This window comes from Clostridium algidicarnis, assembly GCF_000703125.1.
Lineage (GTDB): Bacteria > Bacillota > Clostridia > Clostridiales > Clostridiaceae > Clostridium_L > Clostridium_L algidicarnis.
In genome coordinates, this window is sequence record NZ_JNLN01000001.1 from 1,069,733 (window position 1) to 1,087,765 (window position 18,033).

The 18,033-nt window shown below is 28.3% G+C and carries 13 protein-coding genes and 1 tRNA gene; 9 read left to right on the forward strand and 5 right to left on the reverse strand.

Annotated features, from left to right (window positions below; translation table 11 throughout):
* A complete protein-coding gene (locus BV55_RS0105330; RefSeq protein ID WP_029451781.1) occupies positions 1-1,227 on the reverse strand; it encodes a CCA tRNA nucleotidyltransferase in 1,227 nt (408 codons plus the stop codon).
* 147 nt (positions 1,228-1,374) lie between these two features.
* On the opposite strand from BV55_RS0105330, the gene BV55_RS0105335 reads away from it, so the two are divergent.
* Together BV55_RS0105335 and pepT are read left to right on the forward strand one after the other, a co-directional pair.
* Positions 1,375-2,343, forward strand: coding sequence for a 3'-5' exoribonuclease YhaM family protein (locus BV55_RS0105335; RefSeq protein ID WP_029451783.1), 969 nt, complete (start codon positions 1,375-1,377; stop codon positions 2,341-2,343).
* A 98-nt stretch (positions 2,344-2,441) separates the two neighbouring features.
* Entirely contained in the window at positions 2,442-3,668 is a 1,227-nt protein-coding gene (gene pepT, locus BV55_RS0105340) for a peptidase T (RefSeq protein WP_029451784.1), read from the forward strand.
* Positions 3,669-3,811: 143 nt separating this feature from the next.
* On the opposite strand, the gene BV55_RS0105345 is transcribed toward pepT, so the two are convergent.
* Both BV55_RS0105345 and BV55_RS0105350 read right to left on the reverse strand, forming a co-directional pair.
* Positions 3,812-4,684, reverse strand: coding sequence for a DegV family protein (locus tag BV55_RS0105345; protein ID WP_029451786.1), 873 nt, complete (start codon positions 4,682-4,684; stop codon positions 3,812-3,814).
* A gap of 284 nt (positions 4,685-4,968) precedes the next feature.
* A complete protein-coding gene (locus tag BV55_RS0105350; RefSeq protein ID WP_029451787.1) occupies positions 4,969-5,505 on the reverse strand; it encodes a TDE2712 family protein in 537 nt (178 codons plus the stop codon).
* A gap of 288 nt (positions 5,506-5,793) precedes the next feature.
* On the opposite strand from BV55_RS0105350, the gene BV55_RS0105355 reads away from it, so the two are divergent.
* The 7 genes from BV55_RS0105355 (at position 5,794) to BV55_RS14810 (ending at position 15,863) form a co-directional block, all read left to right on the forward strand.
* Positions 5,794-7,008, forward strand: coding sequence for an exonuclease SbcCD subunit D (locus tag BV55_RS0105355; RefSeq protein ID WP_029451788.1), 1,215 nt, complete (start codon positions 5,794-5,796; stop codon positions 7,006-7,008).
* 10 nt (positions 7,009-7,018) lie between these two features.
* Positions 7,019-10,594: an SbcC/MukB-like Walker B domain-containing protein gene (locus BV55_RS0105360; protein WP_029451789.1), complete on the forward strand. Its 3,576-nt coding sequence runs from the start codon at positions 7,019-7,021 to the stop codon at positions 10,592-10,594.
* A 196-nt stretch (positions 10,595-10,790) separates the two neighbouring features.
* A complete protein-coding gene (locus BV55_RS0105365) occupies positions 10,791-12,137 on the forward strand; it encodes an alanine/glycine:cation symporter family protein (RefSeq protein WP_029451790.1) in 1,347 nt (448 codons plus the stop codon).
* A gap of 157 nt (positions 12,138-12,294) precedes the next feature.
* Positions 12,295-12,371 (forward strand) — tRNA-Arg (locus tag BV55_RS0105370).
* A gap of 292 nt (positions 12,372-12,663) precedes the next feature.
* Positions 12,664-14,253, forward strand: a complete 1,590-nt coding sequence (locus BV55_RS0105375) for a membrane protein (RefSeq protein WP_029451791.1) — start codon at positions 12,664-12,666, stop codon at positions 14,251-14,253.
* Between the two features lie 4 nt (positions 14,254-14,257).
* Positions 14,258-15,148, forward strand: a complete 891-nt coding sequence (locus BV55_RS0105380) for an ATP-binding cassette domain-containing protein (protein ID WP_029451793.1) — start codon at positions 14,258-14,260, stop codon at positions 15,146-15,148.
* Positions 15,141-15,863 (forward strand): hypothetical protein, encoded by a 723-nt coding sequence (locus BV55_RS14810; RefSeq protein ID WP_035794272.1) that lies wholly within the window; start codon positions 15,141-15,143, stop codon positions 15,861-15,863. Before BV55_RS0105380 ends, BV55_RS14810 begins: the two co-directional genes overlap by 8 nt.
* Before the next feature lie 41 nt (positions 15,864-15,904).
* On the opposite strand, the gene BV55_RS0105390 is transcribed toward BV55_RS14810, so the two are convergent.
* Both BV55_RS0105390 and BV55_RS0105395 read right to left on the reverse strand, forming a co-directional pair.
* Positions 15,905-17,221: a glycosyltransferase family 4 protein gene (locus BV55_RS0105390; RefSeq protein ID WP_029451795.1), complete on the reverse strand. Its 1,317-nt coding sequence runs from the start codon at positions 17,219-17,221 to the stop codon at positions 15,905-15,907.
* On the reverse strand, positions 17,208-17,900 hold the full coding sequence (locus tag BV55_RS0105395) for a TetR/AcrR family transcriptional regulator (RefSeq protein ID WP_029451796.1): 693 nt from the start codon (positions 17,898-17,900) through the stop codon (positions 17,208-17,210). Before BV55_RS0105395 ends, BV55_RS0105390 begins: the two co-directional genes overlap by 14 nt.
* Positions 17,901-18,033: the final 133 nt, after the last annotated feature.

The window sequence follows — 18,033 nt, forward strand, 5'->3', positions numbered from 1 at the left end:
TTAAATGGTATCTTTAAGAATAGATATTAAGGAATCTTTGTCATTTAGCTCAGGTTTTTTAAAAACAATATCTAAAGCTTTATTAAGCATTATTCCTATATCCTTTCCAGATGGTACACCTAAAGATTTAATATCATTTCCAGTAACCTTCAAATCTTTTAAAGTTAAAGGTTCATTATTTTTAATAATATCATTAAATTGTTTATTTATACTTTTAATTTTACATATACCTTCTTTATGGTTTTCAGATTTAGCTATTATTTCTTCAAAGTACAAATAATCAGCAAAGAGGTCCAATCCTAATTTGTTTATAAAAACCTTTATATCATATTTACTTAGAAGTTTATTATAGTAATCCTTATTCAAATTTAGATGCAAAATCAAATTTAATGTTTTATTATCTAATTTTAATTTATCTAGTATGGATCTAGTAATATCCTTATTATCTTTACACAAGTAATATATAAATAAACTGTATCTAATACCAAGATGGTGTTTAGAAATCTTTATTGAATTTATAAGGTTGTTTATATCATAAAAATCAGTACTAAAAAGGTTAGATATCATAGATGTACTAGATAAATATGTTATCCCCTTATCTGGGCTTTTAGATAAAAGTAGTTTAGATATTTCCTCGGTAATACGTTCCTTACTTACATTTTTTATAAGGTAGTTATTTTTTATTAATGCATCAAGGGTACTTTTATCTATTTCAAAGTTTAACTGTGAGCTAAATCTAATGGCTCTTAACATTCTAAGTGCATCTTCATTAAATCTTTTATTTGCATCACCTACAGATGTTATATTTTTTAGGCCTAAATCCTTTCTTCCATTAAAGGGATCTACTAGTCCAAATGTATGATTATAAGCCATAGAATTTATAGTAAAATCTCTTCTTGATAAATCCTCCTTTATAGAATTTACAAATTTAACGGAGGAAGGTCTCCTAAAGTCTTTATAGTCATCTTCTACTCTGTAAGTTGTAACTTCAAAATGTTCTTTTTCAATTACCACAGTTATGGTTCCATGTTTTAAGCCAGTGGGTATAGAGTTCGGGAAGATGTTCATTATATCAAAAGGCAGGGCATTAGTAGTTATGTCCCAATCTTTTGGAGTTATATTAAGTAGGGAATCTCTAACGGAACCTCCTACAATAAATGCTTCGAAGTTATTGTCTATTAGTTTATTTATTATAAAATCAACTTTTGAAGGTAGGTTTATATACATATAAGTTATCACCTCTTAATATTCATAATATAGTAGTTAGAATTATAAAACAATAAAGTATGATATAATTATATAAGAATAATAGAGCGAGTTTATGATTTTTAACATGATTTGCATTTACCCTATTAATTATAATTTAAAGTGAGGATGATTATAGTGGAAGTTAATAATATAAGTATAAGTGATTTTGAACCAGGAGCTAAGATAGAAGGCTACTACATGATTAGAGCAGTAGATACTAAGACAACTAATTCAAATAACAAGAAGTATCTAGATTTTAGTCTATGTGATAAAACAGGAGAAATAAATGCAAAGCTTTGGGAAGTGCCAGCTTTGAGTGAAGATAAATATAAAGGAAATACTGTTGTAAAAATAAAAGGTTCTATATTGTCTTGGCAAGGTGCTCTTCAACTTAAGATAGAAAGAATAAGAAATATTAATGATGAAGATAAGATAAATGTAGGGGATTTTGTTCAAGCAGCACCATTAAAACCAGAATTTATGTATGATGAGATACTAGGATATATAAATAACATGGAAGATAAAGATATTAAAGATATTGTAAAATATATCTTTGAAGAAAATAAGGAAAAGTTACAATACTATCCAGCTGCAAAGAAAAATCATCATGCTATAAGATCAGGGCTCCTCTTTCATGTTATGACCATGATTCACATGGCAGAAAAGTTATCTGAAATATATACATTTTTAAATAAGGACTTATTATATGCAGGGGTTATACTTCATGATATGTCTAAAATTGAAGAGATGAATTCTAATGATTTTGGAATAGTTGACGAATATACAGTTGAAGGTCAGCTTTTAGGACATATAACACAAGGTGTTAAAAAGATAGAAGTAGTAGCAGAAAAATTAGGTACAAATAAAGAAGTTTCTATGTTACTACAACACCTTGTACTGTCACACCATTATGAACCTGAATATGGGAGTCCAGTAAAACCCATGATAGCTGAGGCAGAAATGCTACATTATCTAGATATAGTAGATGCAAGAATGTATGATATTAAAAAGGTATTAAAAGATACGGAAAAGGGTAACTTCTCCGAAAGGTTATGGTCACTTGAAAATAGAAGAATATATAACCCGAAATTATAAAAAGTGTAACCAAAAGTTATAAAACGCATAAGCAAAGTTTAATATGAAAATAAAGTAACTAAAGCATACAAAAATTTTTATATAAAGGGGATATGATTATGTCAAAGGTAGTAGAAAAGTTTTTAAAATATGTAAAGTTTGAAACAAAGTCCGATGAAACTACAGGTAAAACTCCTAGCACAGAAGGACAAATTATACTTGCAAAAGAATTGTGTAAAGAGCTTCAACTTATGGGGATGAAAGAACCATCTGTAGACGATAATGGATATGTAATGGCAACATTACCTTCTAATTTGAATAAGGTTGTTCCAACTATAGGATTTATTGCTCATATGGATACTTCACCAGACATGTCAGGGAAAAGTGTAAAACCTCAAATTATTGAAGATTATAAAGGTGGAGACATAATTTTAAATAAAGACTTAAACATTATATTATCAAAAAAAGATTTTCCCGAGATAGAAAATTATATAGGTAAGACACTAATAACTACAGATGGAACCACTCTTTTAGGTGCAGATGATAAGGCAGGTATTGCAGAAATAATGACAGCTATGGAATATTTAATAGATCATCCAGAAATAAAGCACGGAGAAATAAAGCTTGGATTTACTCCAGATGAAGAAATTGGTGAAGGTGCAGATCATTTTGATGTAGAAAGGTTTGCTGCGGATTTTGCTTACACTATAGATGGTGGTAAAATAGGTGAGCTTGAATATGAAAACTTTAATGCTGCAGGAGTTAAGGTAGTCATTAATGGAAGGAATATTCATCCAGGAAATGCTTATGGAAAAATGATAAATTCTATAACTATAGCTAGTGAATTCATGGCAATGCTACCTTCAAAGGAGGTACCAGAAAAGACTAAAGAATATGAAGGTTTCTATCTTTTAACAAATATAAAAGGAGCGGTAGAAAAGACTACATTAAGTTATATAATAAGAGATTTTGATAAAGATAACTTTGAAAAGAGAAAAGAGAATATAAAAAGTATAGGTAAAACTATAAATGATAAATATGGCATGGATATTATAGAAGTAAAGGTAAAGGATCAATACTATAATATGAAAGAAAAGATAGAGCCTGTAAAACATGTGGTAGATATAGCGTTTAAGGCTATGGAACAGGTAGGAGTAACTCCTATCGTAACACCAATAAGAGGTGGAACAGATGGAGCAAGACTTTCATATATGGGACTTCCAACTCCTAATATATTTGCTGGTGGAGAAAACTTTCATGGTAAGTATGAGTTTGTATGTAAAGAATCCATGGAAAAGGCAGTGGAAGTTATAATAAAGATAGTAGAACTTTATAGCGAAAAATAATTAGAACGCCGGTTTGGATAAGTTTTAATTGTAAAAATATATAACAATAATTCCAGTATAATAATTATAAAGTAGATATAAATTTAAAAGGTATTAATCTATAAATCATATTTAAAGATTAATACCCTTTGTTTTATAATATTTTATACAGAACGGTTATCACCAATAAAAAATAGTGCAAGTATTCCAGCGCCAGAGTGAGATCCTATGGCTTGACCTACAAAGTTTATTTTAAATCCCTTAACTTTAAATTCTTTTTCGATTAAAGATTTTAAGAAAAGTGCATCATCTAAGCAATCACCATGACTTATAAAGATTGTTTGATCCTCGGGGTTTACAACTCTCTTTTTAAAGTTATCAAATAAGGATCTTATAGCCTTTTTCCTGCTCTTTACTTTAGTAATAGGGATAAGTTCTCCTAGATCATTTACATAAAGTATAGGTTTAATATCAAGTATTGTTCCAATAAAAGCGGTAGTAGAAGGTATTCTTCCACCTCTTTTTAGATGATACAAGTCATCTACGGTAAACCAGTGATTTACCTTAAGTTTATTATCTTCAACCCAGTTTATTATTTCATCTTTAGAAGAGCCATTATTAAGCATTTCATATGCATTATAAACTATAAGACCTACTCCTAATGAAGCAGCACGTGTGTCTATAATGGTTATATCAGCATCAGGGTACTTTTCCAGGATCTCGCTTTTAGCTACAAGCGAACTATTATATGTTCCACTTAAAGCAGAAGAAAATGCTAGGTAAATTATAGATTTATTTTCCTTTACATGCTTTTTAAATTCTTCAAAGAATCTGTATGAGTTTATTTGAGCTGTAGTAGGCATTTCTCCATTTCTTATACCATCATAGAAGGCTTTATAGCTTAAGGTTTGTCCGAAGTCTTCCACATAGTCATTTCCTTTAAAGTTAGAAACTAATCCTAGAAATGACACCTTTGCATCCCTAATGTAGTCTAAAGGAAGATCACAACTAGAATCTGTAATTATAACTATATCCATATATAATCTCCTTGCTTAAATTATTTTGTAGTATGTTCTCTTATTTAAATAACGTATAATAAAAACTATTTTTACAGCCTATTTTACTATTATATCATTATAAATTAAGTCTAAACAAGTTTTATAAATACAATAAACCTAGATTATGTAAGTTTAAAAGTTAATTAATATATAATAATAAAGATTTTAACTTTCATATATATTTATATATGAAAATAGCTACCTATTAGATGCTAATAAACATAGCAAGTTAAAGGTAGCTATTTAATGTAAAAACAAATGTTTTATTTTAATAATTCTACAAGCTTTTCTTCTATGTATGATTTTAAATCCTTTTCACCTATAAACACATTGTCATCAATATCGCTAGGCTTTACTCTAAAGAAATTAATTACAAGTTTGTTTTCTTTTATGAAGTATTCATCTAAATGTAGTGGTGAGAAAACAACTTCTAAAGTATCATATTTGTTTTGAGGAACCTTTTCATTTAGTATATCTACAAGGTAATCTAAGTTTAATTTCTTTAATGGACTTATCATAAGATTTACATATTCTAAGTCTTCCATCATCCACATATTATTATTCCAGAATCTTTTTTCTTTTTTATTCCCATCTGATAGAATCTCTCTATTTTTTATAGCACTTAAAACCTTTCTTACAGACTCCTCATTAAATTCTTCATCGTAAGCTATTTTAAATGCATCCATTTTAGCTACATCATAAAAAAATACTTCAGCTACCTTTTCTCTCTCACTAGTTGCCTGCCAAAAATATAGCATAGCTTCTAATACATCAACATTCTTTTTAATAGTTTGTAACATTTATATATCCTCCTTCTAAAAACCTTATATAATAATATTTCTATAATGTTTTCTAAAAACCTTTAAATAATTAAATTTAATTATTTAATATGTTAAGAATAAGACTTAATTATTCAAAAGGTTAAAAATAACACTTAAAATATCTAATCTAAAAGTATATTAACTAACAAGGGTTTTGTTTAATCCACATAGAAATAGATAAATATAAGAGTTATCCACAACTTTATTTATTTTAACATTAATATTGTGAATGATTTTTTATTTTAAAAGAAAGGCCGTGAATAATTTATGAAAATTATGCACACATCTGACTGGCATTTAGGAAAATACTTAGATGGCATAAAAAACAGTAGGCTTGAAGAGCAAGAAAAATTTCTAAATGAATTTATTAGTATAGTAGAAAAAGAAAGTATAGATATGATTATAATAGCTGGAGATATATATGATAATGGAAATCCTCCAGCAAAGGCAGAGAGGTTATTATATGAATCACTAAAAAAACTTAGTAATAATGGTAAAAGGCCTATAATAATAATAGCGGGTAATCATGATAATCCTGAAAGACTTATGTCCATAAGCCCACTTGCTTTAGAATATGGAATAATTATAATAGGTACACCTAAAAACATAGTTGAAATAGGTAGATATGGTGTTTGTAATGTAGTGGATTCTGGAGAAGGATTTATAGAGATAGAGCTAAATGGTGAAAAGGCTGTAATAATAACATTAGCTTATCCTAGTGAAAAGAGACTTAATGAAGTATTTATATTTGAAGATGACGATAATGAGAGAATGGTTAGCTACTCAGAAAAGATAGGAGAAATTTTCAACAACCTTTCAAAAAATTATCGTGAAGATACTATAAACATAGCTACTTCACATATCTTTGTAAATGGTGGCATAACATCAGATTCTGAGCGGAGTATAGAACTTGGAGGTAGCCTTGCGGTAAGTGCCTTAAATTTGCCAAAAGAGGCTCAATATATAGCATTAGGACATTTGCATAGGCCTCAAAGAGTTGGAAATACAAGCAATGCTTATTATGCAGGATCCCCTATTCAATACAGCAAAAGTGAAGTTAATTATGCTAAATCTGTATATAAGGTAGAGGTAGTTCCTAAAAAGGAAGCGAAGGTTGAAAGAATGCTTTTAAGTAATTATAAGCCTATTGAAATATGGAAGTTTGAAAGTATAGAAGAGGCTATTGAAAAGTGTAAAAATGAATCTAATAGAGATTGCTGGGTTTATATTAAGGTTAAAACAGATGAGTATATAAATCAGGAATATATAAAACTTATGAATGAATATAAGAAGGATATAATTGAAATAATCCCAGATATAAAGGAAAGAGAAGAAAGTGAAAACCCTACTGAAGATTTAAGAGAAAGGTCTATGAAAGAACAATTTAGTGACTTTTATCTAAAACAAAAAGGATATGATATAAGTGATGAACTTTTAGAATTATTTTTGTCTATCGTAAGTGAGGATGAAAAAGAAGATTAGGAGTGGTTATATGAAGCCTAGAAAACTCATAATAAAAGGGTTAAATAGTTTTGTAGAAGAACAAACAATTGATTTTGAAATATTAACAGCTAAAGGTTTATTTGGTATATTTGGACCTACCGGAAGTGGAAAATCTACTATATTGGATGCAATAACCCTAGCGCTTTACGGTGATATATCAAGAGATTCAAAAGAATATATAAATAGTTTTTGTAATGGTGTAAGTGTTAGCTATGAGTTTGAAATTGGATCCGTTGGTTACAGAAAGATATATATAGCAGATAGAGTAGTAAATAAAGATAAAAATGGACTTTATAAATTAAAAACTTGTAGACTTTTAGAGAAAAATGGTGAAGGCTTAATACCAATTGCAGAAGGCGCAAGAGAGGTTAAAGCCAAGGTTGAAGAGATAATAGGTCTTAAATCAGAAGATTTCACAAGGTCTGTGGTACTTCCACAAGGACGGTTTAGTGATTTTTTAAAGTTATCTGGGGTAGACAGAAGGAATATGTTAGAGAGGATTTTTAATCTTAAAAAATATGGAATAGTGTTGTCAGACAAGATTAAGAAAGAGAGAAAAATAAGAAATGAAGAATTAAGTGTACTAAACACTCGAATTGATTCTATAAGTGTAAGAGGTGTATCTAAAGAAAATTACAAGTTAATAGAAGATGAAATAAACCTACTAAAAGCAAAGGAAGTTTCAATCAGAAATGAAAAGGAAAATATAGATAAGGAATATGAACACTATAATAATTTGTGGTCGCTAAAAAGTGAGCTTTTAAATTATGAAGATAAGCAAAAAGAATTATTAAAAGAAAAGTGTGTTATGGATGAAAAGTCCTGTAAGGTTGCTAAAGGTAGAAGAGCTAATTTGGTTAAGCCATTTATAGATGATTATATAGAAACAGAGGAATCATTACTAAACTTAAAAAAACAATATACATCTACAGAGTTAAGTTTAAAGGATTTAGAAAAAGACATAGAAAAATCTAAAAAGTCCTATGAAGAGGCACTTATATTAAAAGATAAAGAACTTCCAATACTTATAGAAAAAGAAACACAGGTTAAAAGGGCATTAGATCTAGAAAAGGTCATAGAAGATTTAAAAAGAGATAGAGATGAATTAAGATATAACTTTATTATTATACGAGATAAGTTAAACAAGTTAAATCTTCTAGAAGAAAAAACTAAAATAATAATTAGTGAAAGCAGTGCATCAATAAAGGATTTAGAAAATAAAATTGAGGACTCTAGGGTGGATCCAGAAATAAGGGCAAAGGTATTAAAAGGATCTATTATATATATGGAAAGGGTAAAAAAGGGAGAAGAAAAAGATAAGTTACAAAATAGATATAACAAAATTTATAAAGACCTAGCGAAATGTAAAGAAGAGAAGGTTTTATTAGAGGATATCATTATAAGTATAGAAAAAGACATAAATGAAATAGAGCAAAAGTTAAAAGCTATAGAAAATAATTTTAGTAAAGATAAAGATAACAGCGTGGATCTTGAAAAAAAGGATACTTATCTTAGTATGGCAGTGACTCAGTATCAGGAAATAATAACTTCTACTAATAAAATTGAAGGTGATATTGAATCTATTAAGATAAGGAATGTACAAATAAGTTATAAAAAGGTGGACTTAGAAAATCAAAAGGAATTATTAAAGGTTAAATTAAATAAGGTTACTAAAGAAATTGAAAGTTTAAATAAAGAAAATTTAGCATATAGCATACTAGAAGATTTAAAGGAAGGTGACAGTTGTCCTGTATGTGGATCAACCCATCATATTAAGTACGCAGAAAGTAAGGATGAAAGTTTAATACTAGAAAGTAATAATTTAAAAGAAGAATATGAAGGTCAACTATTAAAGGTAGAAAATGATTTAAAAGATATAGAAAGTAATATAATTAAAAATCAGACACTTGAAGAGACTTATTTAGGTGAACTTAAAAAGTTGAAGTTTAGATTAGAATCTTTAAATTTAAATGATTTTATTGATTTAGAGGGAAAGGTACCATCATCAGAAGAGATTTATGAGTATTATGAAGATTTTAAAAAAGAGCATGAAAAGATTAAAGAATCTAGAGAGCTTCATCAAAAGGAAAAAGAAGGTTTAGAAGATGAATTAAAAGAAAAGAAAGATATTTTATCAATAAAGAAACTTAATTATGAAAAGATAAAATCAGAGCTAAATTCTGAAGAAAAGAGTTTAAGTAATATCAAAGAAGATATTGATGAAATTTTAGAAAATATAAAATCCTCAGATAGTATATTAAAAGATATAAGAGAAGAAATTAACATAGAGGATTTCATGTTAGAAAGCAAAAGTATAACAGAAAAGGATAAGTTATTATCTAGATTTCAAAATGAAAATAAAGAGTTAAAGCAAAGATTGGATAAATATCAACAAGAAAATGAGCAATATAAAAGGGATATAAACTCATTAAATATTGAAAAGGCTAAAATAGAAGAGGCAGGTAAAGAAAAGAAATCAATATTAGATAAATACGTTTCTGAAAGAGAAATACTTACATATGGAAAGGATGCTAAAAGTTATATAAAAGAGATTATAGATAAAAAACAATTTATAATTACTGAGGAAGCTGATTTAAAAAGATTATTAGAAGAGTTAAATGTTAAGAAGATAAGTCTTAATGATAATTACATATCATTAAAGCAGAACATGATAAATCTCAAAGACAAAACGATAAAATGCCAAGATAACTTATTAAATGCATTAAAAGAAAACCAATTTGAATCAAAAGAAGAAGTAATAACATTTGTTTTAGATGAAACAAAAATTATTGCATTAGAAAATGAAATTGAAAATCACGAAAGATTGTTAAATGATGTACAATCAAATATCAAAAATATAAATTTAAAATTAAATGGAGAAGATATAAATAAAGAGTTTTTTGAAGAAGTTAAGTGTAAAAGAAGCTATTTAAGTGACAGATTAGAAGAATTAATAAAATCTATAGCGTCAAAGGATCAAGTCTTAAAATATATGAAAAGAGATTTAAAGGAACTTAAAAGGATACAAGAGGATCAGAAAAGTATGGCATATTTATGTAGTAACTTAGATGAACTTACAAAGCTTATAGAAGGAAATAAATTTGTTGAATACGTAGCGCAAAGTCAGCTTAAATATATATGCGTAGAAGCATCTAAAAGGCTTAAAGATATTACAAGAGGAAGGTATGCTTTAGAACTTGATGAGAATGGAGGATTCATAATGAGGGATGATTTTAATGGAGGTTATAGGAGATCTGCGAGTACATTATCTGGTGGAGAAACCTTTTTAACATCACTTGCTTTAGCTTTATCTTTATCCTCACAAATTCAGCTTAAAGGAAGTGCTCCTTTAGAATTCTTTTTCCTTGATGAAGGGTTTGGTAGCTTAGACAATTCATTAATAGATACAGTAATAAGTTCACTTGAGTCACTAAGGTCAGATAAATTATCCATAGGGCTTATAAGTCATGTAGAAGATCTTAAAAATAGAGTGCCTATAAAATTAATTGTAGATAATTATTCTGGTGGTAAAATGGGAAGCTTTGTTAAGATTGAATTAACATAAATAAATATTCATATATTCCCCCATAAATGCATAAATATCGATATGGTTTAGAATATTACATTAAGTCTGTCTATTAAGACTATTAAAAAAATGAATTGGTATGTTATTCTTATTAAACGTATAATTAGGGTATAAGATATGCGTATTTTTAACAATCAAAGCATTTATTTATAACATATATAAAGGGGGAGTAATTATGGATTTATTATCTATAGTTAAAAGTATTAATGACGTTCTTTGGGGATATGTACTAATTTTTTTACTTTGTGGTACAGGAATATTTTTTACAATTAAACTTAAGTTTGTACAAGTTAGAAAGTTTAAAGAAGGTTGGAAAAGAGTATTTGGGGGATTAAATTTAAAAGGTGAAAGAGCAGGTAAAGATGGTATGTCATCTTTCCAAGCTTTAAGTACAGCTATAGCAGCTCAAGTTGGAACAGGAAACCTTGCAGGAGCAGCAACAGCTATAGTATCTGGTGGACCTGGAGCTATATTTTGGATGTGGGTAAGTGCTTTCTTTGGAATGGCAACTATATTTGCAGAAGCAACATTAGCTCAATTATACAAACAAAGAGTTGATGGAGAGATTACAGGAGGACCTGCATATTATATAAGTAAAGGTTTAAATAGTAAATTTTTAGCTGGATTCTTCTCAGTGGCTATAATATTTGCATTAGGATTTATGGGAAACATGGTTCAATCAAATTCTATAGGGGTAGCTTTTAATACTGCATTTGGATTAAATCCAGTTATAGTAGGTGTAGTAATTGCAGTAATTGCTGGATTTATATTTATAGGTGGAGTAGGCAGAATAGCATCTGTTACTGAAAAGGTTGTACCTTTAATGGCAGCATTTTACTTACTAGGTGGACTTATAATATTAGTTTTAAATTATGCTAATGTATTACCAGCATTTAAAATGATATTTGTTGGGGCATTTAAACCTGAAGCAGTTTTAGGTGGAGCTATTGGGGTCAGTGTTAAACAAGCTGTTAGATACGGTGTTGCAAGAGGATTATTCTCTAATGAAGCTGGTATGGGTTCCACACCTCATGCTCATGCTGTAGCAAAGGTTAATCATCCTGGAGAACAAGGTACAGTAGCTATAGTTAGTGTATTTTTAGACACATTCATAGTTCTTACTATGACAGCTTTAGTTATATTATCAACAGGAGCTCTAGATACAGGAGCTACAGGAATTGAACTTACACAAAATGCATTTTCTCTAGGATTTAAGAGTTTGGGTAACTTTGGAAATGTGTTTATTGCTTTATGTTTATTATTCTTTGCATTTTCCACTATAATAGGTTGGTACTTCTTTGCAGAAGCAAACGTAAAGTATCTTTTTGGAAGTAAACATTTAAATATATTTAGAGTTTTAGTTCTAATATGCATAGTAGCTGGGTCTGCTTTAAAAGTTGATTTAGTTTGGGAACTTGCAGATACATTCAATGGACTTATGGTTATACCTAACCTTATAGCACTTATATTCTTGTCATCTAAGGTTAGTACTAGTTTAAAAGATTATGATTCACTAAAATAATAATTTAAATTTAGAGGTAGCTACCGCATTTGGTAGCTACCTTTTTAAATGTATTACAGATTTAACATTACGATCTATAAAGGTTAAAATATATTGATTTGTACATGGTTTTGTGGTAGTATAGTTTTGTTAGTTATATAATATAAGTTTAAAATATGCGATAGTACCTCAACTGGATAGAGGACTCGGCTACGAACCGAGCTGCTGCGGGTTCAAGTCCTGCCTGTCGCACCAAGATAAAAAAACATGTGTAGGTATATGAACCTACACATGTTTTTTTGTTTTATTAGGCTATTTCTAAAACAAGCCAAACATAACTTAATCATAAAGAAATTCAAATACAATACACAATAAAAGTAATTGTTTACATGTAAATGGTAATATGTTACAATATGCATTAAAAGAAAAACAACTGATGGATTATATGGATATTCAATGACTGAACAAAGTAATACTTATAAAGAATAAATTAATAAAGTAAGAAGCTACTATTAAGTTAACTTCTTACTTTATATAGGAGAAGTTTATGAGAAAGATTAAGGCACTAATAAAATATAATTTTTTAAATTTAAACAAAACCTTTATCATAATTATAATGATGATATTATTCCTATTTGGCATCCAGCAACAGTTATGGGCCTCAAGGATATCTGGTGCATTTCACCTAAATCTTATTACATTTTTAAAGACCTCTTGGCTACCAATCAATTTAATATACATACCAATTTTGATAATAAATGAAATAATAAGTAGTAGCGATCAAGAGATATTTCATGTGCTTAATATTTCTAAAAGGGAAAGATTTTTAGGTAAGTTTTTCACAAGCGCAGTTATAAATTTAGCTATAATAATAGTTAATGTTGTAATATTAGTTGTAGTTGCAATTATAGCAAAAGCACCCCTTAAATATTCCTTGTATCTCATTTCCATGTTTTTATTAAATATATTTACTGGACTTTTTTGTTGTAGTGCCATTGGTCTATTAATTGGTGAAACAATATCAAAATTTAGATATAGGGTGCTTTTTTATGTACTAATAATTTTGTTTTTTCTAGGTACAAATAATTTCTTTAAAGAGCCTAATATACTTACGCCAATTATGAAATTCGATCCATTATCAAGCACCTTTGAGTTATTTTCTTTAGATAAACTAACCCTTTATCATTTTATGCTTTGGAACTTAATAGGCTTACTTGCAATGTATTTAATATATAACATTAAAGATTTAAAGTTTTTCAAGTTTAAAAATAAAATAATGTTATGCTTTTTAGTAGTTGCCATTTTGTCTTGCCTCTTTGTAGGTTCAAAGTATAATCCTCAAAGTTATTTTATTCTAAAAGACAATATTAATGAAAACTACGAGAAAGAGTCTAAGCTAAGTGAAGGATTTACAATTGAAAGTTATAATATGAAGTTACAGTTAAAAGATAGAATTTCTAATGATTGTAATATGGACATTATAATTAATAATAAAAACTTAAATAAATTAACTTTAAGCTTATATCATACTTTGAAGGTATCAAGTATAAATGTAAATGAAAAAGAGGTTGAATTCTCATCTAAAGATGATACTTTAACCATATTATTGGGGGAACAATATAAAGAAGGGGAAAAGATAAAGGTTTCTATAAGATATTCAGGAATAATTAATACTGTAGATAAGCAGGGCAGCAAAAGGTTCTTCGTAAACAACCACTCCTTATTTTTAGCGGACTATTTTCCTTGGTATCCTAAATCAGAGTGGATGGGAAACACTAAAAAATATGAAGTTAAAATAGAAGATAATAATGGAAAAGTATATTCAAGCCTTAATGAAAAGGATAATGGTACTTTTGAAGGTGAAGGCAAGGAAATGTTTTTAGTTAAGAATATATTACTTTCAAATCACCTATATAAAGGTATAGAACTTGTAGGAAAGGCTGAGGAAATAAAAACCGATGTTCAATGTGAAGAGATTATGAATTCAGTTAATAGAATGGGGGATGGAGTAAACGATTATAAAAGATTAATTTTAACTCCTAAAAGAGATAAAGAATATCTTCTATATAATTTGTATGAGGATCAAGTTATATTCGGCATTCACGATACAGATGAAGTTTTACAGTATGGGAGGTAAAAAGGTGAGTAAAATAGTTGTAGAAAATTTATCTTATAAATATAGAAAGACTAAAGCACTAAGCAATATTAACTTTGAGGTAACTGATGGATTAATTGGTGTTCTTGGAGCTAATGGTGCTGGAAAAAGCACTCTTATGAAGTTACTAACCACATTACTAAAAGTTAAGGATGGAGATATTAGTATTGATGGTACAAGCTATAAAAAAGGTGTAGCCAAAATCAGGGGTAAGCTCGGTTATTTGCCACAAAATTTTATGGTTTATGAATCTTTAACAGGAAGAGAATTATTAGATGTTTTAGCTACCATTAAAACAGATTATAACAAGGAAGAAAAAAGCACACATATAGAAGATATAATTAGAGATTTTGATATGCAAGATTATATCGATAAAAAGATTAAAGAGTATTCAGGAGGTATGAAACAAAAGCTAGGCTTTGCTCAGGCAATAATTGGTGACCCAAAGATTATTATAATGGATGAACCTACTGTTGGGTTAGACCCAGAGCAAAGAAACATAATAAGAGACTTATTTCCAGCTATGTCTAGTGGTAGAATAGTTTTTGTTACTACGCATATTGTGGAGGACATAGAGAATTATTGTAATTACTTATTGGTATTAAATAAAGGCAGCCTAATTTTTAAAGGAAGTAAAGATGACTTTATTAATGAAGTAAGAGGATACTTGTGGGAAGGTGTCCTTCCTATAAATGATGTTATAGTCCTAAAAAAGCAAGCTAGATTAATTAGTTCAATACCTAGTGGGGACAATATAAAGGTAAGGTATATCTCAAAAGAAGATTTAAAGTATAATGCCACCGCTATAGATATCTCACTACAAGATGCCTATATAATTCATTGCACACTATATGATGAGGCCTTAAAAAATGCTTAATTATTATAAAAAGCATATTAATAATATATTTAGCTTTAACATTTTTAATGCTTTATTTGCTTTAACAGCTGTTCTTAATGGGATGTTACTATTATCAGTTAAATTTAATCATATGAATTTTGGACACAACTCACCAGTAAATAACTTATTTTCAATTTGTGACTTTTATTTATTGATAATATATGTGATTTTAATTATATTTACTATAGGTTTGGATTTTAAAAATAGCATGAGTCATATTAGTCTTTCTGCAAGTAAAGGTAAAAGCAATGACTATATGGTAAAGAAAGTAATAACTATAATAAGTAAGTATGGTATATGCTATGCCATATCATTAATAAACATAATTTATTGTTTCAATAAAATTACAGATAAAAATAACCAAATACAATATCGCTTAGAGCTTTTAATAATGAGCTCTATTATAACCACTATTTTTGTTACTAGTATAACTATATTTTTCATTGTTTTAATAAAGGATATCCCTAAAACCATTATAGTTGTAACTTCACTTTATTTTGTATTAGAGTATTTATGGAGGGGAAAAGTAACACAAAAATATGGAATATTAGCTCATAGGTTTTATTGGGATTTCAAAAAAATGGGGTTTAATATTAGAGTGAAGCTAGTGTATTTAGCTATATCCATAATACTACTTATATTCTCTTACTTTTGGCTTGGAAGAGCATCAAAAGGTAATCATAATGGATTGTGATTAGAAATAGATGATATTCTCTTACTCTTATTATACTATACCTAGGAAGAGGTAACACATATTAATACTTTTTCTAATTTTTCAAAGACCTTGTCCCAGCTCATTTCTTTAATTTCATCTAAGATCTTTTCATCTATTTTATTAAGATTAAGTACTTTATAAATTTGAGTTTCTATAGCTTTACTTAATCTCTTTTCATACTCAAATAATTCATATTCATAAGGTGCATCAACGCTAAGCATCTTTGGCATTTGTACATACTCTATAACTCCACTCTTATTTATATTTTCCCCTATCCAGGATTTAATGCCTGGTAGATCATTAACAACAACTCTTAGTCCGGAGGCCAATGCTTCGATAATAACTAAGGGTAAACCTTCATAAAAGGAGGGTAAAACAAAAATATCAGAGTTCCTAAAATAATTGGCAAGGTTCTCTTGAGGTATAGCTCCAGTGAAAGTTATATTATACTTACAATTCTCAGCTTGTTTTTTTATTTCAAGAGTATCCAGTCCTGCTCCACCACCAATTAAGGTAATATTTAATTCATCCTTATTAAAACTCAAATTATTAAGTGATGAGATAAGAGAAGAAAGTCCTTTAGAAAAGCTAATCTTACCTGCATAAACTATTTCTATTTTTTTCTTTTGTGTGGATCCATTACCTATATCTGAATTATTTAAGTTTGTATATTTGCATTTATCCACATATTCTTTAACATAAAATAAGTCTTTATTATAGCCACTTCCTATAATTTCTATATTCTTTTCATTTATACCCAAAATATTAGCTATTAAATTTTTGTTTTCTTCATTTAAAGCTAATATCTTATCTATTTTTCTGCAATTTTCTATAACGTACGGCTTAAACCTAGGATTTAGTTCTAATTGTCTCAAATCACTTCCATGACTTATGACCATCATTGGAAGGCTTGGATATAGATTTTTAATAAATGCAGTTAAAAGCCATAAATGATGACATATTATTATTTCAGGTTGAAACTCTTTTATAGCTTTGTCTATAACTTTTTTAAAGGCATATCTAAGGGCACTTAATTTAGCTTCATCAATCTCATCATATCTTGTAGAATCATAAGGCATGATATCACTCATGCCCACTACAGAAAAAGGTAGTGACTTTGTTTTAAAGTATACAGGATAGTAATTTTTATCTTCTATAAATGAAGGTTTAAAATTTTCATCAAATTGTATACCACAAATTAAAGCTTGAGCATACCCATGATTATGCCCCTCACTCATAATCTCTCTAGCATATATTCCACTTCCAGTTTTATCTGGTTTTTGTGATGTTATATGTAGGATTCTCTTTTTATTATATAAATTGCTATTGTTTTGCATAGATATCTTTCAAGTCCGTAGAACTTACTCCGTAAGCTTTCATGGTTTTGTTAATGTATCTCATGGTTTTTTCAACGGCTAACTCTACTGTATAGGTGTTGTTCTTACTTAAAAGCTTAGATAACATACCCCTATATATTAAAACATTCATTTCATTAATATCCTTTAGATCTTCTTCTTTTAAAAAGCCTTCTTCAGCTGAAGATTTTAATAATTTATAATCTCTTATATATATATTATCCTCCAGTAGCATAGGCAAAAACTTTTTAGATTCTTCTCCAAGCTCTTCTGGAAATATTGAATAGTAACTGTTAATAGACTCATTTACTGTATCTGAAGAAAATTCACTAAAAAATATTAAGTTATAAATTTCAGGTTTTAAATAAGAGTGGTAAGAAAAACATAACCAGACATTAAGGTAAGTTTCTAAAGAGTTTCTAGAATCTTTAGTGTAACTGTAAAGGTCTTTTGCATAGTCCTTTAAATATTTTAAAGAAGCAAAAAATAGAAGATGATTTAAGTTTTCAAAATAATTATATAAGGTTGCACTATTGTAACCAGCTAAATTAGCAACCTTTCTTATTGTTACAGCATACATACCTTCTTCTTCAATAATCTTATTTGTAGCTTCTAAAAAATAGCTTAGCATTCTTTTCTTTTGAACTTCTTTATTATCCATAATTATCTCCAATATAAGTATATTATTGTTCACATAAAATATTATAACATAAGTTAAGGTAATTGCTGAGTGTATTTAAATTTAAAGTATTTTAAAGGTAAGAGTAAAATTAATTAAAAGTATTGGCGAATAA